General features: G+C 51.8%; 19 protein-coding genes, 1 pseudogene and 1 other annotated feature. Of the genes and pseudogenes, 14 read left to right on the plus strand and 6 right to left on the minus strand.

Annotation, left to right across the window (positions count from 1 at the left end; translation table 11 throughout):
* The first annotated feature begins 158 nt into the window (after positions 1–158).
* The 7 genes from MTP36_RS02715 to MTP36_RS02745 all read left to right on the plus strand — a co-directional run bounded on the left by MTP36_RS02715 (position 159) and on the right by MTP36_RS02745 (position 8,844).
* Positions 159–1,559, plus strand: a complete 1,401-nt coding sequence (locus MTP36_RS02715) for a Wadjet anti-phage system protein JetA family protein (RefSeq protein ID WP_005920849.1) — start codon at positions 159–161, stop codon at positions 1,557–1,559.
* Positions 1,556–2,203 carry a DUF4194 domain-containing protein gene (locus MTP36_RS02720; protein WP_249253363.1) on the plus strand — a complete coding sequence of 216 codons (648 nt, stop codon included), beginning with the start codon at positions 1,556–1,558 and terminating at the stop codon, positions 2,201–2,203. Before MTP36_RS02715 ends, MTP36_RS02720 begins: the two co-directional genes overlap by 4 nt.
* Positions 2,154–5,537, plus strand: coding sequence for an ATP-binding protein (locus MTP36_RS02725; RefSeq protein WP_249253365.1), 3,384 nt, complete (start codon positions 2,154–2,156; stop codon positions 5,535–5,537). The genes MTP36_RS02720 and MTP36_RS02725 overlap by 50 nt, the downstream gene beginning before the upstream one ends.
* Positions 5,538–5,739: 202 nt before the next feature.
* Positions 5,740–6,735, plus strand: a complete 996-nt coding sequence (locus tag MTP36_RS02730; protein WP_249253366.1) for a Wadjet anti-phage system protein JetD domain-containing protein — start codon at positions 5,740–5,742, stop codon at positions 6,733–6,735.
* Positions 6,736–6,980: 245 nt separating this feature from the next.
* A complete protein-coding gene (locus MTP36_RS02735; protein ID WP_249253368.1) occupies positions 6,981–7,418 on the plus strand; it encodes a DUF4869 domain-containing protein in 438 nt (145 codons plus the stop codon).
* A gap of 14 nt (positions 7,419–7,432) precedes the next feature.
* Positions 7,433–8,395 (plus strand): translation initiation factor 2, encoded by a 963-nt coding sequence (locus MTP36_RS02740; protein WP_249253369.1) that lies wholly within the window; start codon positions 7,433–7,435, stop codon positions 8,393–8,395.
* Between the two features lie 23 nt (positions 8,396–8,418).
* Complete coding sequence (locus tag MTP36_RS02745; protein WP_005920837.1) at positions 8,419–8,844, plus strand: IS1096 element passenger TnpR family protein; 426 nt, start codon at positions 8,419–8,421, stop codon at positions 8,842–8,844.
* A 193-nt stretch (positions 8,845–9,037) separates the two neighbouring features.
* Here the strand turns inward: MTP36_RS02745 and MTP36_RS02750 are convergent, their stop codons facing one another.
* From MTP36_RS02750 to MTP36_RS02765, 4 genes and pseudogenes are all read right to left on the minus strand, one after another.
* Positions 9,038–9,178: a hypothetical protein gene (locus MTP36_RS02750; protein WP_155515368.1), complete on the minus strand. Its 141-nt coding sequence runs from the start codon at positions 9,176–9,178 to the stop codon at positions 9,038–9,040.
* Positions 9,129–9,845: a DUF3846 domain-containing protein gene (locus tag MTP36_RS02755; protein ID WP_249253371.1), complete on the minus strand. Its 717-nt coding sequence runs from the start codon at positions 9,843–9,845 to the stop codon at positions 9,129–9,131. Before MTP36_RS02755 ends, MTP36_RS02750 begins: the two co-directional genes overlap by 50 nt.
* Before the next feature lie 89 nt (positions 9,846–9,934).
* A complete protein-coding gene (locus MTP36_RS02760; RefSeq protein WP_249253373.1) occupies positions 9,935–11,608 on the minus strand; it encodes an AAA family ATPase in 1,674 nt (557 codons plus the stop codon).
* A 218-nt stretch (positions 11,609–11,826) separates the two neighbouring features.
* Positions 11,827–12,325: pseudogene (locus MTP36_RS02765) on the minus strand (DUF3427 domain-containing protein); the annotation flags it as partial.
* Between the two features lie 142 nt (positions 12,326–12,467).
* Here MTP36_RS02765 and MTP36_RS02770 point away from each other — a divergent pair.
* Positions 12,468–12,755 carry a hypothetical protein gene (locus MTP36_RS02770; protein ID WP_055185439.1) on the plus strand — a complete coding sequence of 96 codons (288 nt, stop codon included), beginning with the start codon at positions 12,468–12,470 and terminating at the stop codon, positions 12,753–12,755.
* Between the two features lie 85 nt (positions 12,756–12,840).
* On the opposite strand, the gene MTP36_RS02775 is transcribed toward MTP36_RS02770, so the two are convergent.
* Entirely contained in the window at positions 12,841–13,647 is an 807-nt protein-coding gene (locus MTP36_RS02775) for an AIM24 family protein (RefSeq protein WP_249253375.1), read from the minus strand.
* A gap of 622 nt (positions 13,648–14,269) precedes the next feature.
* Here MTP36_RS02775 and MTP36_RS02780 point away from each other — a divergent pair.
* The 6 genes from MTP36_RS02780 to MTP36_RS02805 all read left to right on the plus strand — a co-directional run bounded on the left by MTP36_RS02780 (position 14,270) and on the right by MTP36_RS02805 (position 23,245).
* Entirely contained in the window at positions 14,270–14,980 is a 711-nt protein-coding gene (locus tag MTP36_RS02780; RefSeq protein ID WP_118657822.1) for a LytR/AlgR family response regulator transcription factor, read from the plus strand.
* On the plus strand, positions 14,977–15,447 hold the full coding sequence (locus MTP36_RS02785; RefSeq protein WP_249253377.1) for a hypothetical protein: 471 nt from the start codon (positions 14,977–14,979) through the stop codon (positions 15,445–15,447). Before MTP36_RS02780 ends, MTP36_RS02785 begins: the two co-directional genes overlap by 4 nt.
* Entirely contained in the window at positions 15,353–16,261 is a 909-nt protein-coding gene (locus MTP36_RS02790) for a GHKL domain-containing protein (RefSeq protein WP_249253379.1), read from the plus strand. Before MTP36_RS02785 ends, MTP36_RS02790 begins: the two co-directional genes overlap by 95 nt.
* 262 nt (positions 16,262–16,523) lie before the next feature.
* Positions 16,524–18,443 carry a glycoside hydrolase family 2 protein gene (locus MTP36_RS02795; RefSeq protein ID WP_249253380.1) on the plus strand — a complete coding sequence of 640 codons (1,920 nt, stop codon included), beginning with the start codon at positions 16,524–16,526 and terminating at the stop codon, positions 18,441–18,443.
* Between the two features lie 112 nt (positions 18,444–18,555).
* Positions 18,556–21,582 carry a beta-glucosidase gene (locus MTP36_RS02800; protein ID WP_249253389.1) on the plus strand — a complete coding sequence of 1,009 codons (3,027 nt, stop codon included), beginning with the start codon at positions 18,556–18,558 and terminating at the stop codon, positions 21,580–21,582.
* 97 nt (positions 21,583–21,679) lie between these two features.
* Positions 21,680–23,245 carry an MFS transporter gene (locus tag MTP36_RS02805; protein ID WP_118657817.1) on the plus strand — a complete coding sequence of 522 codons (1,566 nt, stop codon included), beginning with the start codon at positions 21,680–21,682 and terminating at the stop codon, positions 23,243–23,245.
* 82 nt (positions 23,246–23,327) lie between these two features.
* On the opposite strand, the gene MTP36_RS02810 is transcribed toward MTP36_RS02805, so the two are convergent.
* Positions 23,328–24,272: a bile acid:sodium symporter family protein gene (locus MTP36_RS02810; RefSeq protein WP_097778528.1), complete on the minus strand. Its 945-nt coding sequence runs from the start codon at positions 24,270–24,272 to the stop codon at positions 23,328–23,330.
* Between the two features lie 108 nt (positions 24,273–24,380).
* Positions 24,381–24,640 (minus strand) — a binding site (T-box leader).
* Between the last annotated feature and the right edge of the window lie 83 nt (positions 24,641–24,723).

The raw sequence follows: 24,723 nt of genomic DNA on the forward strand, positions 1-24,723 counted from the left end.
AAGTCTCCCCGGAAATAAAATCTGATAGGACAAAGAAGAAAAAAGCTCTTGGCTTCTGTAATGGAGGCCAAGAGCTTTTTGCATCTTGTTTTGTAAGCGGAAAGAGGTTACAATAATAGAAAAGAAAGCGTATATCAGTCGAATAAGGTGGTAGGCCTATGAAGTTTTTCGAAGTGGTTCCCAGTGAACTTTTCTCGCCGTTGGCTTCGCCCAACCGTATTTTATATGCGGATGCACTGGACGTACTGTACGCAGCATACCAAGAAAACTTGAAAATACGGGAAGATGTCTTGTATTCAATGCTGCGCGGCAGGCTGGAGCAGGAACTGGCGGATGCTACGTTTGAAGATGAAGACATTGACGAAGAGGAACTGAGGGATATCTCTGGCCGCGCCCGTTTTTTGATCCGCAAGCTGTGTAGTAAGGGGTGGTTTGAGAAGGAACGTGGGGATGATTTTGAAGAGTACATCACGATTCCTAATTACAGCAGTCGCCTGCTGGAACTATTTCATCAACTCAGGGATGATAGTCCGGCTCGTGGATATTCCTATGTGTTCGGAACTTTCTCAGTCTTAAAGACCGCCGACGACAGCAACAATGCTTACGATAAAATGACGGCTCTCTATAGTGCCTACGATAACACAACGGCGCTGATTAGCTTGTTGCAAATGGTCTATCATAATGTGAAGCATTATTTTCAGACGCAGATCGATATGCAGGATGTCAACCAGGTGCTGGCTGCACACTTTAACGACTTCGGACAAAAGGTTGTGGAGGCATATATCCGTCCGCTGAAAATCAAAGATTCAGTGCCGAAGTATCGTGTGCCCATTCAGTCTGTGCTTAGGCGCTGGGAAGAGGATGATACCTTGCTGATGGCGATGGCAAATGAAGCATTGCGTGATAAGCGGGGCAAGACATTGGAAGACTGCCGTGCCGATCTGCTGAGGAAAATTTTCTGGATCGAAGAACGCTATGACAATTTAGAGAAGGACTATCTTGAGGAAATTGATACGCAGGTCCGGCGCTATACCAGAGCAGCAACACAGAAAATCGAGAACCTGACGAACCGAGATCAAAGCGTGCGCGGCAATTTGAATGTTTTGCTGACGGCACTGTCCAGAAACCGCAGGGCGGCTGAGCTGGTGGACCAGATACAACTGGCATTTCAATTGTATGAGCAGTCTTTTTTGTCAGAAAAAAGTCTGTGGTACCGTAAGCGCCCCGAAAAACGGACAAAAACCGCGTCGGTGCTGATACAAGATGATCAGGCACCGAATACGGAAGAACAGGTCAGAGCGGCACAGTTACTGCAATCGAAATATGGCCGGGCAGCAGTAAATGCTTACGTGCAGGGATGGCTGGGAGACGCTGACATTCGTTGCTCGGAGGAGCTCTCGCTTGAAGAGGACAAGGATTATATCATGAGTTTACTGGCAATCCTTGGAAGCAAGGATGCATCTGCCGGTTATGTGGTCCAGGAACTCGATGGCATTTTTTGCAAAAATGGCTATTCGATCCCGCAAATGCAGATCCGGAGGAAGGAGAAGAAGCCGTGAATTTTGATTTTGTTACCAATGCAACGGCAAAAGAACTGGAACAGTTCAAATCTGTCTGCAATCAGCTGCTCAGCCGCACATACATTGTGCGAACCATCTACCAGCCGGGAAAAGGCAGGGTGGACAACCCAGAATATCTTTTTCTATCACGGCACTATGAGGCTGTACAGGAGTACCTGAGCCTGCTGGACTGGGATTTGCGCAGGGATGAACTGAACGGATACTTTTATGTGTTGAACACAGACGAGGCTAACCGTTGCAACCTCAATAAAAAAGAAACGGCGATTTTGCTGGCATTACGGCTGATCTACGAAGAAAATATGGAGCGTTTGGGTTTGGAGCAGGATGCCGTGTGTACTGTGCGGGATGTGCTGGAAAAAGTGGTGACCGACTATCCCGTTTTTCCGGCTAAGCCGAATATGGAAGAGGTCAAACGCGCGTTTACGGTACTGGAAAACCATTCTGTGATTCAAAGACTGGAAGGAAAATTCAACCAGGGCAGCTGCAGGATCGCAATATTGCCCACCATTCTCTCTGCGGTCTCCAGCGAAAAGCTGAACTTGGTGGTGTCTGTTTTGAAAAAGGAGGAAACAGATGAAAAAGCTGAAGAAGATCCTGCTGATCAACTGGCTCTATTTCAGTAAGGAACTGATTGAAGTGGGCGACATCAATTTTCTGACAGGCAAGAACGGCGCCGGAAAGTCAACGGTCATCGATGCACTGCAGATCGTACTGCTGGGCGAGACCAACGCCCGCAACTTTAATCAGGCGGCCAACGAAAAATCGCAGCGCACACTGGAAGGCTATCTGCGCGCCGACATGGATGATAACAGCCCGTATTCCCGTCGTGGTAAGGACTTTTCCACCTATATTGTCTGCGAATTTCAGGATGAGATGGAGGGCAGCAGCTTTGTGACGGGCGTTACCTTTGACTGCCGCAGCGATGGAAGTTACCGTGATACATTCTTTATTTACACGGGGACACTGCCGGAAAATTGCTTTATTGAGCAGGGTGAGGCAATGGAGACTTCTGCACTTCGCCGTTTTTTGAAGCAGAACTATGCACGGGCAGAATTTTACGATACTCAAAAAGAGTATCGCTGCAACATGCTTGCAAAGTGGAACGTCCACAACGAGCAGGTCTTACGGATGATGAAGAAGGCTGTTTCGTTCCGGCCAATTGTGGATATCCAAAAATTTATTACGGAGAACATCTGTGATATTCCGGATAAACCCAATATTGAGCTGATGCAGCAAAACATCCGGGATTATAAACGGCACGAATTGCTGGCGCAGCGTCAGCAGGAAAAGCTGGATGCGCTGCAGCAAATCAGCAGGCTGTATCAGGAGATGAACCAAGCCATAGACCGCTGCCAGATCCAGAAGTTTCTGGTACGGTGGGCCGAAAAAGAAGCTGCGCAGACAGAGATCGACCAGAGGGAATTGGAACGAACTGAATGCAAGGAGAACCTTGCAAATGTGAATGAGCAACTGAAGGAGCTTGAGCGGCAGATCGAACAGAAAGAAACGCGCCGCAGTGAGCTGGAGCTGGCCTGTAGGCAGAGCAACGTTTTCCAGGAGGAAGAGCGTCTGCTCAACACGGAAAAGGCTCTGAGAGATGAGCAGAAAAAGCTGGAACAGGGTCTGCAAAATCTTGAAGTGGAGATTAAGCGGGAAGCACGGCATTTGCAGAGATTCTGTGGGGAGATACAAGAACTGGAACCGGAAGAACTTCTCATACCGGTGCAGGAAGCGGCGAACACTGTGCAGAAAGCATATGCTGTATTTACTGGGGACGAGAAGGGATTGTTTGCCCGGCCTGTGGAGTTGTTTGAAACGGGGCAGCAGGCAGCGGCTGAATTGTCGGATGCTGTCCGCAGTGCGGCTCATAAAACAGAGGATCGTATTGTAGAGCTGAAGAAGCAAGCCGACCAGAAAAGTGCGGTGCTTGCAAATCTGCGCAGGAACATCAAAGATTATCCCCATGGGCTTCTGCTGTTCAAAGACCGGCTGGAAAAGGATCTGGCGGATAAAACGGGGCATGCGGTTCCCGTTTATATTCTGGCTGATGTGCTGGAAATGGCAGATGAGCGCTGGCGTGGAGCGGTAGAAGGCTACCTAAATAACCAGAAATATTATCTGCTGGTGGAGCCGGGACGTTATCAGGATGCACTTAACATTTACGACCGGCTGAAGCAGGAAGCAGAGTACCGTGCGTTTGGTCTGGTAGATATCGGAAAACTGCGGGAAAAAGAAACACTTCGCCCGCTGCCCGGCAGTCTGGCAGAAAAGGTGGAGACAGAAAACAAGCTGGCACGCAGCTATGTGGACTATCTTCTGGGTCGGGTGATATGCTGCGACACGGCAGAACAGTTGCGCTGCTATAAGACGGCAATTACGGCAGAGGGAATGCTGTATCAGGGCTATGTGGCCCGCGCACTTCGGAAGGGCTGGATGGAAGACGCCTTCATCGGGCGGCGTGCGGTGCAGCTCCGCATCGACCATCTGGAAAAGGAACTGGCCTGTCTGCAGGAAGAGCTGCGGCATTGGCAGCCGCTCCAGAAGCAGCTGACCGGCCTGCAGGAGCCGCTTTTTACCCAAAGATTTGTCCGAATCGATGTGGCGCAAAAGCAGGAGGACTACCAGCGCGTCCAGACGATCATCAAGGAAATCGCAGAAGTCAAAAATCAGCTTTCCCAGTTGAATCTGTTCTGGTTGGATGAGCAGCGACGCATCATTGAACAGTTGAAAGAAGAAATCCTTGCATTCAATAAGGAAAAAGATGCGAAAAATGTGCAAAAAGGGAAGTTGGAAGACCGCATCCATCAGCTGGAATATGAGATCTTGCCGGAAAAATACCAACGGTATGAGGCCATCGAAGATGTTTTGAACGAGGAGTTCACGAAGGAATACCGAGAAACCATCGGCGTTCCCCGCTATCGGCAGGAGCTTGTCCGCTTGAAAAAGGCAGATGTCATCCGCAAAAACTTCGGCGACAGTTTGGCGCAGAGCACAAAGGCGATGGACGGGGCTCAGAAGAAACTGCTTGCAGCACGCAGAGAATATGCAGAACGGTTCAAACCCTGTGCATTCCAGATCGAGGTGATGGATAACACCGAATACGAGGAAGAACGGCGTACTCTGCAGGAAAGCGAGCTGCCCCGATACAAAGAAAAGATCCGGGCGGCACGGGAAAGCGCAATGGAGCAATTCCAGAACGATTTCCTTGCCAAACTGAAATCCAGCATCGACCAGGTGCAAGACCAGGTGCACAATCTGAACAAGGCCCTGCGCCAGGCACAATTTGGCACAGACAAGTACCAATTCCGCGTAGGGCCAAACCCGGATTATCTGGATTACTATAACATGATCACGGCAGATGAACTGATGGAAGGCGAATCCGGTCTATTCGCACTGCCCTTTCAGCAAAAATACGGCCCATTGATCGAAAAACTGTTCAGCCAGATCACAATGGCAGACGATACGCAGCTCAATGTCCGCAAACAGAGCGAACTGCAGGAGAATATCGTCCGCTATACAGACTTCCGGACGTATCTGAAGTTTGATTTGGAAACGACCGATCAGAACGGTTCCAAGCAGCTGCTTTCTCAAACACTGAATATGAAGTCCGGTGGCGAAACACAAACGCCATTCTATATTGCGGTGCTGGCCTCGTTTGCCCAGCTGTACCGCGTCAACGATGCTACCCGTTTTGGTAATACGGTGCGTCTGGTGGTGTTCGATGAAGCTTTCAATAAAATGGATAGTGACCGGATCACGGAGAGTGTACTCCTTCTCCGAAAGATGGGGCTGCAGGCGATCATCTGTACGCCGCCGGATAAGGTCTCGGACATTATGCCCATTGCAGACCGCACATTATTAGTGGACAAATCCGGATACCGGATGCATATTATTCCATTTGGAAAGGAGATGCAGAATGAAGGAAGCACAGGTGATCCTGAATCGTCTGCTGGATAAGTTTGAAAACAGTAAGCATCTTTCTGAACCCAACACATCCAGACGTCGGGTAATGCTGCGCATTGATAAAAGGGAGTTGCCGGAGTATCAATACGAAGATGCGGTGGTTCGGGATGCTTACAATATTGCAGCGCGGGAGCTGGAGCAGCAGGCTTTGGTGCGTCTGGAATGGGCGAGAAAGCAGAGCGTTCTCTCCTGCATTGTGCTGGATCTGGAACGGGTCGCACAGTGCTATGAATGCGCCGACAGAGTGCATCCGCGAAAAAAGGCAGAAGAGGTTGCAAACATCATCATGCAGAAGCTGGCAGACAATCCCGTTCCATGGATCGCGGCATGGAGGGATGCTGTATGTGCTCAGGTGCGGAACAGCATGAAAGTGCCGACGTATTGCAGGGGAAACGACGGTCTGCTGCAGGAGCTTTTGCTCACGTTTCAACGATATGCGGAGCTGTCCGGCAGTGTGACGATGCGTGCATTCAGCAGCCAGTGTTTTCACGATACCAAGTATTTTGAGCGAAATGTACGGGAGCTGTTTCTTACCATTGCACGAAAGTACAATACCCAACTGGCGGCGGCCTGTACAGAAGCGGAACTTGGTGCGCGGGATCAGCTTGCATTTCTGGGAATCTATGCCCGCCCGGAGCTTTACGAACTCTCGGGCGATTGCGCAATCTGCTTGAAGAAGGGAGAACTACGGCTCAGCGCAGCAGAACCTTATGGATTGGCTTTGCCCAGTACACTTGTGTCAGAGATTGTGGACATTGAACTGAAAAACATCTGCTGCATTACCTTTATCGAAAATAAAACGAACTATGATGAATATTTGCTGGCGGAAAAACAGCCGGAAGAACTTGTTGTTTATCACGGCGGCTTTCTGAGCCCGCGGAAGAAAAAACTTTTTGAAAAACTGGCTGCTGCGGCAGGGGAAACCATGCAAATTCGATTCTGGGCAGATATTGATCTGGGCGGTTTTTGTATGTTTGAAAACCTGCAAACGGTGTTTCCACAGCTTGAACCCATGCGTATGGAAGGGCGCTTTGTGGAACAGTACCACAAAAATGGCCTGAAGCGGCCGGAGCAGTATCTGAAGAAGCTGAAGGAAGAGCGGAATGCGGGAAGACATACGCTGTTTGTTGATGCAATTGATAAGATTTTGCAATATGGGGTCACAATCGAACAAGAAACATTTCTGGAGTAGAATTCGTGCGAAGATAAAAACGCTTGTTGCCCCATAAAAACGTACTATTATTCTTTCCAACGCTCTGCAATTTTGACATCCGCTCAGGCTGCAATTAAGTCTCCCCGGAAATAAAATCTGGTAGGACAAAGAAGATAAAAGCTCTTGGCTTCTGTAATGGAGGCCAAGAGCTTTTTGCATCTTGTTTTGTAAGCTGAAAGAGGGTACAATGATAGCAGAAGTACGCACATCGATGAGGTGATAAGATGCTGAACATTTTTTACGGTGATATGAAGGAAGCGGTGTACAATACGGCTTCTTATTTCAAATACGATTACGAGGAAGACTGGATCGTTGACCCGATGGTCAAGGAAATGATTCAGGATGTGGATAAGTCTACCGTTATCGACAGTGGTGTAATTGACAGCCCGGTCTTGGGTAAAATTCCACCGATTGGTTTGTCTGGTGGCGTAAAGACACTGATTTTGGTAAAGTTTGAGCCGGAGAAAGTGTTCAATGTATCGACTTGTGGCGACAACTGTGCAAAGTGGCTGCTCAAAATTGCAGAGCAGGAGGATCGCACGGTGAATCTGCACCACCTGATGGATTTTGGTAAAAAACCATTTACAGTAAAAGTGCTGAATACAAATCAAATCGTTCACAGCATGGAAGAACTGATTTTGGCCGCAGGTGAGTTTGTGTAAAGGGGCTGACAGAAATGAAAGGCATTCATAAAGTGGTTGTCGGCACAAAGTATCTAAAGTATGAGTTTGAACTGCGGCGCAACTTAACCGTCATTCGCGGGGATAGCGCAACGGGTAAAACGACCCTCGTGGATATGATTCGTACTCATATGAACGATGGAGAAAGTGGGCCGGTCACTCTAAATTGTGATAAAGGTTGCTATGTGGTAGAAGGAAATCTTTGGAAGGGACAACTTGACAATATTCAGGACAGCATTGTTTTTATCGATGAAGGAAACGAGTTTGTCAAGACCAAAGATTTTGCGCGTGCGATTCAGCAGACGGATAACTATTATGTTATCGTGACCAGAGAGGGTTTGCCGGCCTTGCCATACAGTGTGGAAGAAGTGTATGGAATCCGAACCTCTGGAAAGTATGGGACACTGAAACGGAGTTATCATTCGTTCTATCGAATTTACCCGGATAGTACGACTGAAAATATTAAACCGGAGAAGATCTTGACAGAGGACAGCAATTCGGGGTATCAGTTTTTTGATGCGGTCTGTAAAGAACAGCAAATACAGTGTGATACTGCGAACGGAAAATCTAATGTATTTTCCTATTTGAAGGTTCATAAGGATGAAAAGATTCTGGTGATTGCAGATGGTGCCGCTTTTGGCCCGGAAATGGACAGGGTGTTGCAGTTGGTGCAGACAAGAAAAAATCTGGCACTATATCTGCCGGAATCTTTTGAATGGCTGATACTTTCCTCTGGAATTTTGAAAGATGCAGAGACCACACAGATTTTGCAAACACCGTCTGGCTACATCGATAGTAAGGAATATTTTAGCTGGGAGCACTACTTTACGGCACTTTTGATAGAGAAAGCGGCTGGGACATATCTGAATTATACTAAGAAAACGCTGAATGAGGCCTATCTGAGGGATGGTGTGAAAAACGCGATTTTGGGACAGATGCAGAAAGTCGAATTGAAATAAAATCAAAAGAAAGTGGAATCGTAATGAGGATACAGTATACATTAAAGGTTTATCCGGCAGGGCTTGGGCGCAGCGTATACAGAACGATAACCATCTGTGGTACGGATACACTGGATCAGCTCTGCATGGCGATTTTGAATGCATTTGATTTTACGGCAGAGCATCTGTATGAATTTTGCATGGACAACAAGATGTACAGCGAAGACTGCTATCGATTCAATCCGATGGAAGATGACCTGTTTGACGAAGATGATGCAGAAGGAACCGATATTGCATTGGATGAACTGGGGCTGATCGAAGGACAAAAATTCTCGCTCCATTATGACTTTGGCGACGATTGGATGTTTGCCATCCGTGTGATGAAAATAGAAGAAGTAAAAAAACATCGCAAGCCGATGCTGCTCAGTTCAAAAGGAAGCGTTGAGCAGTACCCGGAGGGAGAAGAATGATGCCCAACGCTCTGTAATTTTGGCACCCGCTCAGGCTGCTATTAAAAAAACGAGAGCATAAGGGATTTATAGCGAGTTATCGTTAAAAATCAAGCTTAAAATAAGGCTCACCGTCAATTTTGACGGTAGGCCTTATTTGTTTTCTCATGTATGAGATGAATTGCGTTTAACACAGGGCTGCTTCCCAGAAGCATCACAGATACACCTCCACAGTCAGGTCGGTCCACGCTGCACGGCGGAACTGGTGGGGCATCTTGCTGGCTTCCCAGTAACGCTTGGCAGTTTCAAAGTCGATGGTGAAGGTAAGGATGGGCTTTTCCGATACAGCCATCAAATCGGTGCGCTCCTCTTTGGACTTCTTGCAGCCGGTGTTCAGCTTCCAGCGGTAGGAGTAATCGGCAATGGGGGGTGACCACTTCAACGAACCGGTCAATCAATTCGGGAGCAAGACGGGCACCGTGCACATCGAACTTCTGAGAGAGAAAATCGTGGATCTCTTTCATGCCCGAAGAAACCGTCTGGGGATCGGGCGCAGGGGAGATGGCTTTCAGCTCCTGCTCTAAGTGTGCAATCTCGTCATCTGCCTGTTTGCAGAGGGCTTGGTATTCCTCTCTTGGCAGTTTTCCGTCTGCACGCATGGCAGCGTAGTTCAGATTGCGCTTTTTGATTTTTTCGATAAAAGCTCTGAATTTCTCTTTGTAGAAATCCATTGCACTCTGCGGCAGGGAAGTCAGATTCCCTTCGTTGTCGCATCCGGCCAGAAATCCCGGCCCGGCAAGAACATCGGCTCCATCCCACAGCGGACGATTGAGCGGCAGGCCAAGCAGCTTGCCTTCATCATTGCAGACCAGTGTGACCGCTGAACCGGTGTCACTTAAGGTGATGCATTTGATCAGCCCGCCTACAAATTTCTGCATGGCTTCAAGGGTGTTGTCCAGCTCGATCTCCTTTGGCAGCTCCATTGGCAGGAGTGCAAGGACTTTGATTTTTTCTTCTTTCATTGTGTGCCTCCAAATAAAAACAGGACAATCCACTCGGACTGCCCTGCAAAAGTAAAGAGGAGCATCCGAAGATACTCCCCAGTAGATAATTATTTTTTCCTTACCATACAGCGTTTTTTGAAGAATGCAATGCCATAGCAGAGGATGTCATCATAGTCGTCCCGGAAGTCCGCCGCGTACATCCGGTCATTGATCTGCTGAATGGCAGTATCGCAAGCATCCGGCAGAGCATCCAGAGTTTTGGCATACTTGGCTTCAAAAATTGCCACACGACCATTGCGGATGTCCTTTACAATAACATCGCTGCGACCCTCGCCATGCTCTTTGTTAGATTCTACCACATAGCCAGCACCAGTAAAGATGCCTGCAAGGAAAGCGTGGTAAAAATCCTCCCGATAGTCATGGTAGCTGATGGTCATGCGAAGCAGCTTGGTCATTTCCTGTGTCAAAGCTTCGCTGTTTCCGCTCCAGACTGCATCAAACAAAGGGCTGCGGTTCCACGCCTTTGCACTGTCATCAAACCATTTGCTTACAGTGGTTTCAAAAATTTCCCGAATCTCTGCATTGGGAATCATCAGCGCAGAGCAACCATCCGGCAGCGAATCTGTCAGATCCTTATCCCGCACCTTGGTCAGATAGCCTGCCAGATACAACACACTCCAAAGATTTTCCTCAGAGGAGTGCAGATAATCGTAGGTCAGGTTTTCTTCAATGTGCTGAACAATAGAGCCGCCAGCCATCAGCGTTTCGAGCTTCGTGGTGATATTGTCACCTGCATAGTCGATGAAAGAACGGATGATGGCGTTATCACTGGTGTTTTTCCAATAGCTTTTCGGCTTCTGTGCTACACCATACTGGAAATCCCGCAGATAACTGATTACGTCCCACGGACAATAAATGTCTGCATCGCCAAAATGATAACCGTCGTACCATGCCTTGATTTCAGCAGACTGCGATTCAAGATCAGCATCTTTCAGCATTTGATCTACATCTGCCTGTGTAAAACCAAAGGATTCGCTCAACCGGGGAGAAAGAATCGTATCCGAAACGAAATTGTTCGTCCCGGTAAAAATGCTTTCTTTTGCAATTTTCAGGCAGCCAGTAACAACAGCAAAGTCGAGGGAGGTGTTGTCTTTGAGCGTGGTGCTCATCATAGCCCGCATCACGTCCAGCATCTGCGAATAATATCCGTTGCTGCTGGCTTTGGCAATGGGAACATCATACTCATCCAGAATGACGACCGCCGACTTTTTGAAATGGATTTCCAGCATCCGGGTCAATAGCAAAAAGCAGCTTTTTGTTTCATCCATGGATGCAGTGCGTCCCAGAATCCGCTTAAAGATGCCTTTGTCATCGTCGGAAATAGCAGCGTCATCCAAAAGAAACTGATAATCCTGAAATGCAAATGCCAGTTTCATGCACAGCATTCCATAGGCACTTTCAAAGGTCAGACCATCCGTGTCCTTGAAAGAGAAAAATACCACAGGACACTGGTTCATCCATTTTTTGCAAAGCTCTGTATTTTTGGAAATCGCCAATCCCTCAAACATCTGCTTGCTGTCTTTGCGGATATTCAGAAAATTTGCGAGAGTGCTCATGCCAAGAGTCTTTCCGAAGCGGCGAGGGCGAGTAATTTGAGTTACTTCAACCGGCCCTTTATCAAGGAGGTCAACGATCAGATTTGTTTTGTCGATATAATAGTATCCGTTGTTGCGCATCTCGGCAAAATCCGAGATTCCGACAGGAAACTGCAAATCTTTCATGCAATGCTCCTTTCCGCTCACAGAGGAGAGCTTTCAGAACTCACTACTGTAAGTGTACCATGAAATATAGAATCATACAAGAATTAAGTGACATCGAAATAGAGCAGTTTTATTATGCTACGTTCAATCTGGTGGCTTTGTAGCAGTCTGCGCACATTCCCTCATGGGGAGCTGCAAACTCTGCCGCCTGCATGATGGAGCCGTCCTCCTTCAGCTTGACCCTCTTGATGGGCTGGTTGCACCGGGCACAGATAGGTATACGCTCCTGCACCGCCAAAACGGGCATCTGCCTTGAACTCGCGCACGAACAGCAGCACCCGGCTTCCCTTTGCCCGGTGATGGATGTACCGCTGCCCGGTGGCAGAGTTTTCGGCGGTGGTGCTCTGGCTCTGCCAGTGGAACAGGCTTTCGTTGATGGAATAGTCCTTGTACATGGTGGTGGGGGAGTAATCCTTATCCGCTTTGTTCAGGGTCACAAAGAATACGTCCAGCTGCTTTTCCGGCAGCCACTTCACGCCCTCGCGGACAGTGGCAGGCTTCAAAAAGTCCAGTGCCACTAGCAGCTGGTCGCGGGTATAGGTGCAGTGCAGGTCCAGCGGACAAGCAAAGCCCACATCCACAGGTTCGTCGATAAAATCAATGCGGTCATATTGATACTGCAAAAGTGCCTGCAGCTCCCCCCAGCAAAACGGGACTATCCGAGAGAGCATACAGGTTATGATGCTACAATAAAAAGAGACTGATGCAGTGCAACCCGTGCATTGCTTTCGTTTGGTTGCAGGAGTAAAATAAAAATGATTTATTATAGATTGTCAGAACCTCTAAAAGGTGATAAGGTTTAAAATAACAGGCGACCATCATGGAGCCAAAAGCAACCGGTGTCAACAGCCGTGCAGAGGAGCTGTTTGTACAGCTTTTCTGTGAGGCTTTTGGCCCAGAAAAGACCGAAAATCTGCAGGTCCAGTACCCCTGTGTGGACATCTATGGTCGGCACCGCTATATCGACTTTGCGCTGGAATCTCCTGAGTCCAAAATCGCAATCGAAATTGACGGCGAGACCTACCACAACCCCAGCAAGGTGTCCGAAAACAAATACGCTGATGACCTCCTGAAACAGAAGTTCAGCGGCAAGCAAAAAAGCTCTTGACCTCTATATTAAAGGCCAAGAGCTTTTTGCAAAGATGATGCTGTAAAGAAGTAAAACAGTGAAAGCAATAAGAACAGGTGGTCAATTACTTTGCATTTTTTGCATGCGTTGCGCTAACCAGTGATTGAGAAGGCGTTAATGGAGCAAGCCATACTTTGCCAGTTCCCTTATAAACATTTACCAGACCCTCACCGGATGCGGCAGAACCAAGCAAGGTTTTTCCGGAACGTTCAACCGTAAAGCTGAGACTGCCGGACCAGCAAATCGCAAAGCTGCCATCAATTTTTAAAACGTCGTCTTGAAGGTCGATTTCTACGATTTCCGAACGGGGAACATTGCTTTCCAGTACACATACACCATTGCCAGCAAGCCGTAGATTGAAGAGCTCTTCATTTCCGAGTGCTGCAGAAGAAAGCGAGGAGCGTGCCTGAATCTCGTGCTTGACAGTGGATTCACAGGCCAGGAACATGCCGTCTTCCATTACAAGACCGCCTGTCCAGTCACCGACATTTTCGGTCAGAAGATATTTATAGGTGGGTTCGGTCACGAGCACACCCGTTCCGACGTACTCCGGCTTGATTGCGCTTTCTTTTGTGACGGAACTTTTTACCATTTTGCCTAAGAAGTCGCCAACACCCTTCAATCCGGTGGTTGCTTGCACGTTGCCAACAATGTACTGCATTGCGCCCGCTTGGAGAACAAGCCCAACTTTTCCGTTGAGATTGGCAATGGCCTGTTTCCGTTTGACATTCATCTGGCTCATATAGTATTCTTCCATTGCATTGCAAGGCGCTACGGAGAAATCGACATTGTGCTCAACAATGGAGAAGATACCCTTCTGTTCGGTGACGATGTGACTTGTCTGATTTGCCAGATTGTTGATTTTAAACATAAGCAAATACCCCATTTCAAAGCAGATTTCGCATTTTTGTATGCAAGATTTGGTGTCCGTAAAAATGCTTAGATAAGTAGTCACAGTACAACTGAATAACTCCTTAAAATTCAGTGTATCATACGTCAACTGAAAATACTATCATCAAACCACACAAAGCATTTGAGACTTTTTTGGCGAGGGGAGAGTATAGGAGTTGAAAGTTTGGCCAGTGAGAATATAAAAAAACAGGTTACTGATGCAAGTCGAAAAACTGCCGTTTGTAGCAGATCTGTAGCAAATCGAGCCTATTTAACGAATCAACGCCCTAAAAACCGAAAAGTCATCATGCATCACACGCAGGGGGTCTGGGGTTCAAGTGTGTTTTTTATTCACGGAGGTTTGCGTTTACGCAACGGAGCGGTAAACGATCAAAGGCAGGGTATCATCACGGCGATGGTGTCCTGCCTTTTTGCTTTGCAGAAGGAAGCTTGCGTTGTGCGAGCCTGACCGCTTCCTGCAAGACAGGCGTCTAAAAAACAGCCTTGTTTCAAACAAGGTTTTCCATTGCATTTCACGGAAAAGTGTGTTTCAATAAAAAGAGTGATACGGCGATCAGACGCAGAGAGAAGGTGGGGGCAGGATGTTCAGGATCGCAATCGTGGAGGATCAGGATGAAACACGGGAATGCCTGAACCGGTTCGTCCGGCAATATGCCGAGGAGCAGGGAGTACAGGTGGAGATCAGCCTCATTACAGACGGCTCCGAAATCGCAGAGCACTATACGCCGGGGTTCGACATCATTTTTATGGATGTGGAGATGCCCCGGCTGGACGGCTTTGGCGCTGCCGAAGCCATCCGGGCAGTGGATGCGGAGGTGGTGCTGGTCTTTGTGACCAACATGGCGCAGTATGCCATCCGGGGGTACGAGGTGGACGCACTGGATTATGTGCTGAAGCCGGTGAATTATTATCAGTTCTGCACAAAGCTCTCCCGCGCCATTCAGCGGGTACAGCGGCGCAGAGGCGGGCAGGTGGTGTTGCAGCTGGCGGGTGGCGGCATCCAGCTGCTGGACACGGCGGATATCTATTATCTGGAGACCCGCAGCCGGATGCTGTACTACCACACCGCCAAAGGAGAATTTGCGGTGCGCGCCAGCCTGCAAAGCGCCGAAAAGCAGCTTGCAGAGTACCATTTTGTCCGCTGCAACCAGTGCTATCTGGTCAACTTGGCCTACGTCAAGGGCATTGAAAGCGACTTTGCCCTTGTGAAAGACGACCGGCTGGAGATCAGCCGACGGCAGCGCACGGCCTTTCTTACTGCGGTGGCGTCCTACATGGGAGGTGTGCTGTGACCACATCCCTGCTGAACAGCCTGCTCCGGGCGCTGCTGCGCTGGGGTGCAGCAATGGTCTTTTGTCTGCCCTTGCGGCATCGCTCCTATTTCTGGGCGCGCGCCTGCGGGATGCTGTTCCCGCTGCTTTTACTGGCGCAGCTGCTGGACCCGCTGGCGCAGTCCACAACACTGTGGCAGCAGCAGCTCTTGCTGCTGGCGCTTTATATCTCCTTTTTTGCGCTGCTTGGTGGGATGATCTACCTGTGCACGGATATCAATAAAAAAAGGAGCCATGTACTGCGCGGTGTGGAGTCTGCTTATCGCGCAGTGCGCCTACGAGGGCTGGTGCTTTCTAGAGCTGCAATTTGCCCGGTATGGACACCCGCTGAACATGGCTTCCCCTTGGGCGGTTCTGGTACAATTGCTGTCCGGGGCGGTATTCTTTGCGGCAGTGTACATCCTGCTGGCACGGCAGCTGCCTTATAAAGGAGGGTATCATATCGGTCCCCGGCAGCTATTCAGCGCATTTTTTATCGGCATCCTGTTCATGGTACAGGCAGCGGTGCTGGACAATTTCCGCGCGGAACAGTTTCCGCGGAGCGTTATAGCCACCATTCTGATCGGGCAGTTCTATTTTATCACCCTGCTGTATTTTCAAAGTGAGCTGTTCAAGAAATCTGCCATGGAAAAAGAGATGAATGCCCTGAACCTGCTGTACGAGCGCCAGCGCCAGCAGTATCAGGTCGCCCGGCAGAATGTGCAGATCATCAATAAGCGCTGCCATGAACTGAAGGTGCAGATCGCCAATCTCCGCAAGCTGTCGCCTGAAGCGGTGCCGCCGGAGCGCATCGAGGAGGCCGAGCGCGCAGCCCGCCTTTATGACGCGAACCGCAACACCGGTAACGAGGTGCTGGATGTGGTGCTGACCGAGAAGAGCCTGCTGTGCGAGTCCCGGGGTATCCAGTTGAATGCCGTGGCAAACGGCAGTTGTCTTGGCTTTATCGAGGCAGGGGATCTGTACGCGCTGTTTGCCAATGCGTTGGATCATGCTGTGGAAAGCGCAGTGCAGACCGCCCGCCCGGAGTGCCGGGTCATCGACCTGCTGGTCTGTGTGCGGCAGGGCTTTGTGGTGGTGAATATCATCAGTCCGCTGCGCCCGCCGGAAAAGCAGGCAAACCGTTCTACACAGTATGAGCTGAAGGTGATCCGGCGTATCGTACAGAAATATAAAGGCACGCTGACCTTGGAAGAGCAGGGCGAATTCTTTGCGGAAAAGATCATCTTTCCGCTGCAAAAATAAGTTAAGGAAACGGCAGCCGCCGCAGAATTTTCGAAAACGGAAGTCCTGCGGCGGCTTTCTTTTTGTAGTTTGTTGGATACATCTGTTTGTGAAAAATATACAAATATATCGGTTCACATTTGGGAGCCGAAAACCGAATGCGCACGCAAAGCGACCGATTTTCGCGGGCATCTTGCGAAATGCGGTTGCTTTGATAAAATAACAACGAAAGAAAAATGTACGGAAAAATTACCGGAGCACAGCGAAAAACAGGAGGAATCGGATGCGTAGTATTGCAAAGCTTATGAAGGACTGGCAGTTTACCGGCCCGGACGGCGTGACCGCTGCCGTAGCACTGCCCCACACCTGGAACGCCGTGGATGGACAGGACGGCGGTAACGATTACTGGCGGGGTACCTGCACCTACCGCACCAGCTTTGCAGCACCGGCCTTTGACCCGGCACAGCAGCAGGTCTGGCTGCAGTTTGAGGGCGTCAATTCCAGCGCTGCCGTGCTGCTGAACGGTCAACAGCTCTGCACCCATGACGGCGGCTACTCCACCTTCCGGGCAGAGATCACGGAGCTGCTGCAGGCAGAAAACCAGCTCACGGTGCAGGTAGACAACAGCGTCAACGACCGCGTTTATCCCCAGAAAGCAGATTTTACCTTCTACGGCGGCATCTACCGGGATGTGAGCCTGCTGGTGGTGAACAAGAACCACATTGCACTGGGTCACTTTGGCGACACCGGCGTGAAAATCACCCCCGATCTGAAAGAGGGCAGCGCCGACATTCAGGTGGAGACGCTGGTGGAAGGCGAGGGCACTGTTGTGGTGGAGCTGCTGGATGCCGAGGGCAGCACCGTTGCAAAGGGTGAAGGCCCAAAGGCTTCCCTCCATCTGGAGGCTCCCCACCTGTGGAACGGCGTGAAGGATCCCTACCTGTACACCTGTATCGTCCGTTTGATGCAGGACGGCAAGCCGGTGGACGAAGTGACCACCAAGGTGGGTCTGCGCAGCTTCTCGGTGGATGCGAAAAAGGGCTTTTTCCTCAATGGCAAGCCTTATCCGCTCCACGGCGTTTCCCGCCATCAGGACCGCAAGGGTCTGGGCAATGCCATCACCCGGGAGATGCACGATGAGGATATGGCGCTGATCCGGGAGCTGGGTGCAAACACCGTCCGTCTGGCACACTACCAGCACGACCAGTATTTCTACGACCTGTGCGACAAGTATGGTATGGTGGTCTGGGCAGAGATTCCCTATATCTCCGAGCACCTGCCCAATGGCCGGGAAAATACCATCAGCCAGATGAAAGAGCTGATCCACCAGAACTATAACCACCCCTCCATCGTCTGCTGGGGCGTGTCCAACGAGATCACCATCTCCACCAAGGATAAGGCGGATATGCTGGATAACCATCGGGTGCTCAACGAGCTGTGCCACAAGATGGACCCCACCCGCCTGACCACCTTGGCCTGCTACGCCATGTGCGGCCCCTTCAACTCGGTGGCGCACATCACCGATCTGGTCAGCTGGAACCTGTATCTGGGCTGGTATGTGCCGGGGCTGTTTTTGAATGACCTGTGGATGGGCTTTTTCCATCTGGTATACCCCAACCGTCCGCTGGGCTTTTCCGAGTACGGTGCCGAGGGTATGCCCAATCTCCACAGTGCCCACCCCCGCCGGGGCGACCACACCGAGGAGTATCAGGCCAAGTACCACGAGTACATGCTGAAGTGCTTTGACCGCCACCCGTGGCTGTGGGCGACCCACGTCTGGAATATGTTCGACTTTGCAGCAGACGCCCGGGATCAGGGCGGCGAGCCGGGCATGAACCACAAGGGTTTGGTCACCTTTGACCGAAAGACCAAAAAGGACAGCTTTTACCTCTATAAAGCGTGGTGGAGCGAGGAGAACTTCGTTCATATCTGCTCCAAGCGGTTCACCGACCGCACCGAGAAGGAGATCGAGGTCAAGGTCTACTCCAACCAGAAATCCGTTACCCTGTATGCGGACGGCAAAAAGCTGGCAGAGCAGACCGGGGAGCATATCTTTAAGTTCCGCGTGCCGCTGCACGGAAAGGTGGAGCTGAAAGCCGTTGCAGGCGACTGCATCGACACCGCCTGCTTCCGCAGCGTGGCGGCCCCGAACCCCAGCTACAAGCTGGTAAAAACCAAGTCGAAGAGTGCGAACTGGGTCTGAGTACCGGTCCACACCTTGGAATAAATTGCCGCACTTTGGAAAATGGCTGCGCCACAGCGGCCATAAAAAAGCCTGCGGCGATCGCTGACACACACAAGAAAAGGAGAACAACATGAAGAAGGGCAAGAAGAAAGGCTCTGGCGTTGTACTGTGGAGCATCCTTACGGTGCTTTTTACGGTACTGTTCGCCGGTGCCTGCATCGGTTCCAATCTGGCATTTGCCAGTGCACAGGCCGTGAACATTGCACTGAAGACCCCCACCCACAAGACCGTGGGCAAGGACGACAGTGCCGTGTATTACGAGAGTGATTTCAGCAGTGTGGAAGAGCTGGAAGCACACGATAAGGAAATTGCAGAGCAGCTTACCGGTGAGGGTGCTGTGCTGCTGAAGAACGATAACAACACCCTGCCTCTGGCTGCGGGCAGCAAGGTGTCTACGCTCAGCCATTCCAGCGTGGACGTTGTGACCTGCGGTACCGGCTCTGCCGATATCGACACCTCCAAGGCTCCCACCTGGAAGCAGGCTCTGGAGGATGTGGGCTTTGACGTGAACCCGGTGCTGTGGGACTTCTACACCAACGGTGCAGGCAAGGACTATGTCCGCTCTCCCAGCAAGGGTACCAGTTTGGGTGACCGCTCTGCATGGCACATCAACGAAGTGCCTGTCTCCCTGTACAGCACGAACGTCAAGGCTGCGGATGCGGCAGCCGGTGCAAACATCGCCGATGTGCGCTCCAGCTTTGCCTCCTACGGCGATGCCGCCATCGTAATGCTCTCCCGTGTGGCCGGTGAGGGTGCTGATCTGGAGTACGGCGATTTTGTGGATGGCACCAATGTGCTGTCCCTGACCAACGAAGAAAAGGATATGCTGAAGATGGCCAAGGAGGAGTTTGCACGCACCATCGTGCTGATCAACTCCACCAACGCCATGGAGTGCGATTTCCTCAATGATCCCGAGTACGGCGTGGACGCCGCTCTGTGGATCGGCTACACCGGCTCTTACGGCCTGAATGCCGTGGCAGATATTCTGGCCGGCAATGTGAACCCCAGCGGCCATCTGGTGGACACCTACTGCTACGACAACACCACCGCACCCGGTCTGGTGGACTACTATGCAAACCAGTACACCAACTATGACGAGAAGGATACCAGCAAGTGGTATTCTGTTGCAAACGGCGGTCTGGACGGCAACGGTTACTACACCACCTATCAGGAAGGCATCTATGTGGGCTACCGTTACTACGAGACCCGCTACGAGGATGTGGTCATGGGCACCCAGAACGTGGGCGAGTACGACTACGCCTCCACCGTGGCCTATCCCTTTGGCTACGGCATGAGCTACACCACCTTTGACTGGTCCAACTTCCAGTCCTCCTACGATGCCGCTACCGACAGCTTCAACATCAGCGTGGATGTGAAGAACACCGGCTCTGTGGCAGGTAAGGAAGTGGTGCAGGCTTACTTCCAGTCCCCCTATACCGAGTACGATAAGGCAAACGGCATCGAGAAGGCTTCTGTGGAGCTGTGCGGCTTTGGCAAGACCCAGCTGCTGGCCCCCGGCGAAAGCGAGACTGTTACCATCAACGTGCCCCGCAGTGAGCTGGCCTGCTACGACGAGAATGTGGCACAGACCTATATTCTGGAGGCCGGTGATTACTACCTGACCGCCGCACACAATGCCCACGATGCTGTGAACAATGTTCTGGCTGCCAAGGGCTACACCACTGCCAACGGCATGACCGCCAACGGCGATGCCGCTTTCACTTACACCTACACCAACGGTGTGACCGATACCGAGACCTACTCCATCTCTGCTGTGACCGGCGAGAAGATCACCAACCAGCTGGATTCTGCCGACATGACCTACTACGGTTATGACGAGATGAATATGCTCACCCGTGCCAACTGGACCGGCACCTGGCCGGAGAAGATCGCCATTGAGGCCAACGATGCCTTGCTGGTGGATATCAACCCGTATCAGAGCTACAAGGGCATTGATGGCTCTACCACCGAGATGCCCACTATGGGTGCCGACAACGGCATGACGCTGGGCATGATGATCGGCAAGGATTACGATGATCCGGATTGGGACAAGCTGCTGGATCAGGTCACCTATGAGGAAATGGCCGAACTGGTGGGCAAGGGATATCACAACACCGCTATGGTGCAGAGCGTTTCCAAGCCTGCCACTACCGATGATAACGGCCCGCAGGGCTTTACCCAGACCCTGACCGGTGTAGCCACCTGTCATGCTGCTTACAGCGACGAAAACATCATGGCCGCCACCTTCAATGTGGACCTGATGAAGGAAGTGGGCATCTGCATCGGCAACGATATGCTGGATCTGGGCGCTTCCGGCCTGTACGGCCCTGCTATGAACATCCACCGCACTGCTTACTCCGGCCGCAACTTTGAGTATTACTCCGAGGATCCGTTCCTCTCCGGCAAGATTGCAGCCGCCGAGGTGGAGGGCATCCAGTCCAAGGGCGTGTATGTCTACATCAAGCACTTTGCCCTGAACGATACGGAATCCAAGTGCCGCTGCATTGCAACCTTCACCAGCGAGCAGGCCATCCGCGAAGTCTACCTGAAGAGCTTTGAGACCGCTGTCACTGAGGGCGGTGCCAAATGCGTCATGAACGCATTCGCCCGCATCGGAGGCATCTGGTCCGGCGCACACAAGGGCCTGCAGACCAACATCCTGCGCGGCGAGTGGGGTCTGACCGGCTTTAACCTGACCGACTTCTCTGGCAATGCCGCCTTTGCAAACTACGGCATCACCATGAAGAGCTTCGACGTGGCACAGGGTCTGCTGGCAGGCACCGACAGCTGGGATTCCAGTGCACAGCAGTGGACCAGCGAACTGATCAAGACCTATCAGGGTGACCCCGATATCACCCAGGCCATGCGGGAGGCTACCCACCGTATTCTGTACACTGTGGCCAACTCCAATGCCATGAATGGCTTTACCGCAGATACCAAGATCGTGGGGGTGACCCCGTGGTGGAAGATTGCACTGATCTGCGTTGATGTGGTGCTGGGCGTTCTGGTGGCTGTCAGCATCTTTATGCTGGTCAAGCGCATCAAGGCACGCAAGGCCGCAAAGGCGCTGACTGCCCCGGCGGAAGATCAGGAATAATCAGCCCTCCGAAAAATCAGATTTTCGCAAGTGGCAGCCTGCCCCGAAGGCGGGGCAGGCTGCCGCTTTTTTATCAAAGACAAAAGGAGAGACCGCAATGGGCGAACAAAAAACAACGGCGTCGAGTGTGAACCGCGCCAAAACCTACCAGCTGGTGCTGTTTCCGCTGAACAACGGCGCAACGAATGTGTACTATGTGCTGGTGCTTTCCTACATCGCAACCTTCGGCAGCAAGGTGCTGGCGCTAAGTATGCTGTTTGCTTCGGTGATGGTCACCGGTATGCGTCTGTTTGACGCCATCACCGACCCCATCATCGGTGCCCTCATGGACCGCACCAACGGCAAATTCGGCAAGTTCCGGCCTTTTATGGTCATCGGCAACCTCATCATGGCAGTCAGCATTCTGGTGCTGTACTGCCTTACCCCGCTCATCCCCGCCAGTGCCATGGGGCTGCGCTACGCTGCCTTTGTGGGGCTGTACGCCGTGTGGGTCATCGGCTACACCTTCCAGACCAGCTGCACCCGCTCCGGCCAGACCGTTTTGACCAATGATCCGAAGCAGCGTCCGCTGTTTACCATCTTCAACACCGTGGGCAGTCTGCTGGGCATGGGCGCTATGCAGTTCTTTGCTCCCATCCTTGCCAAGAACTATGAGGGCGGCTACGCCTCTGCCGGGTTCTTCCGCACGCTGGCGCCGGTGGGCATCGTCATCTCCATTCTGCTCACCCTGCTGGCCGTTATCGGCATCTGGGAGAAGGATCAGCCCAAGTACTTCGGCATCGGCGGCGAGGTCAGCGAGAAGGTCAAGCTGCGCGAGTACCTCCAGATCATCAAAAACAATAACCCCATGCAGCGGCTGATGGTGGCCGGTGCTGGCTGCAAGCTGGCACTTTCCATCGCCACCAACACCACCGTGCTGTGCATGCTGTACGGCTGCATGATGGGCAACTATGATGGTCTGTACCTGCCCATGATGGTGCTGGGCTATGTGTGCAGCGTGCCCTTCTTCCTGCTGACCGTCCGCACCAGCCAGAAAGAGGGCCAGAAGGCCAGCCTGATGAAGTACGTCACCGTGGCGCTGGTGTGCTATGTGGGCGTGCTTGTGCTGCTGCTGCTCTGGGGCCGCGGCGATGCCTTTACCCTGTCCATTCTGGGGGAGAACGGCCTGTCCCTGAACCTGTACACCATCCTGTTCATCGCCTTCTTTGGCATCGGCTACGGCGCGTACTACGCCACCGCCGATATGCCCATCCCCATGGTTGCCGACTGCTCCGACTACGAGACCTACCGCAGCGGCAACTACATCCCCGGTATCATGGGCACCCTGTTCAGCTTGGTGGACAAGCTGGTGTCCAGCCTTTCCGCTACCGTTGTGGGCATTGCGGTCAGCTTTGTGGGCCTGCAGAGCCTGCCCACTCAGTATGACCCCTACACCCCGGGCATGAACTGGGTGGTCATCGTGCTGTTCTGCATCATCCCTATGGTGGCTTGGGCGGCTACCCTCATCGCCATGAAGGGCTACACCCTGACCGGTGCCAAGATGAAGGAAATTCAGGCTGTCAACGCCTGCCGCCGCGACGCAGTGGCCAAGGGCATGAAGCTGGAAGAAGCCATGGACAAGTGGCAGACCATGGAGCAGCTGCCGGCAGAATACCGGAGCTGAGACGCTGCCTGCAATAAACAAAACAGGGGCTGCTGCACAGGGAAGAAACCTTGTGCAGCAGCCCCTTATTGATTGTATAAGATCAGTCCTTCTTCTCTGCGGTGCGGGCAAAGAAGTTGGCAAGGACAGCACCGGAAATGTTATGCCACACCGAGAACACAGCGCCGGGGATAGTTGCCAGCGGATACTGTGCAAAGTGGGCAGCGGCCAGCGAGGTGGCCAGACCGGAGTTCTGCATGCCGACCTCGATGGAGATCGCGCGGCACTTGGTGGTATCCAGCTTCAGCAGCTTGCCCACGCCAAAGCCGGTGAGGTAGCCCAGCAGGTTGTGCAGGATGACCACGGCAAGGATCAGCAGGCCGCTGGTCATGATCTTGGCGGAGTTTGCAGAAACAACGGCGCAGATGATGAGCACGATGGCGGTGGTGGAGACCAGCGGCAGCACGCGGACAGCATTCTGAGTGAAGGCATGGAAGAAGTGGTTGACCACAAAGCCCAGCGCGATGGGCACCAGCACTACTTTGACGATGGACAGGAACATATTTACAGGGTTCACATCCACGCGCTGACCGGCATACAGCAGGGTCAGCAGAGGAGTCAGGAAGGGTGCCAGCACGGTAGAAACGGCAGTCATACCGACGGACAGTGCAACGTCGCCCTTGGACAGATAGGTCATCACGTTAGAGGAGGTGCCGCCGGGGCAGGTACCCACAAGGATGACGCCGATAGCCAGCTCGGTGGGCAGGTGGAACAGCTGCGTCAGCGCCCATGCAAGGAAGGGCATCAGGGTGAACTGCGCAATGCAGCCAATGATCACGTCTTTCGGGCGGCTGAACACCACCTTGAAGTCCTCCGGCTTCAGGGTAAGACCCATGCCGAACATGACGATGCCCAGCAAGGTGTTGACCCATGCGGTCTTTACCACGCTGAAGGTGCCGGGGAACAGCAGCGCCAGTGCCGCCACCACAATGACGATGGCGGCCATGTACTTGCCCACAAAGTCGCTTACTTTTTCCAATGTTTTCATGATAAACTCTCCTTTTTCCTGAACACTTATTTTTGCGGATGTAAAGGCAATGAAACATCCGGGAAATGGCTTTCCCGCAAACAAAAACGCCTTTGCCCCTTACGGTTCGTAAGAGACAAAGGCGTATAAACTCCTCTGCGGTACCACTCTTATTGCCGGTGCAAAGCCCGGCCCCTCAGTGCGCATCCAACAATGCGCGGCCCGTGATAACGGGGGCCTGCCGTTCCCGCTTACTGGGGCGTAGACACCGCCCATTCAGCCGGAAAGCTCGGAGAGGATCTTCCCACGGATGCCCTGCACTGCCTTGCACCAGCCGGCAGCTCTCTGTAACATTCTTTCCGGGTACTCTTTCTCGTCATAGCCGAATATTTCACTGCCACGGAGTATACTCCCCCGGGGGACTGAAGTCAAGGGATATGACCCGTCTGTTTTTTCATCTGGTTCATATCAT

Source organism: Faecalibacterium sp. I4-1-79, assembly GCF_023347235.1.
GTDB lineage: Bacteria > Bacillota > Clostridia > Oscillospirales > Ruminococcaceae > Faecalibacterium > Faecalibacterium tardum.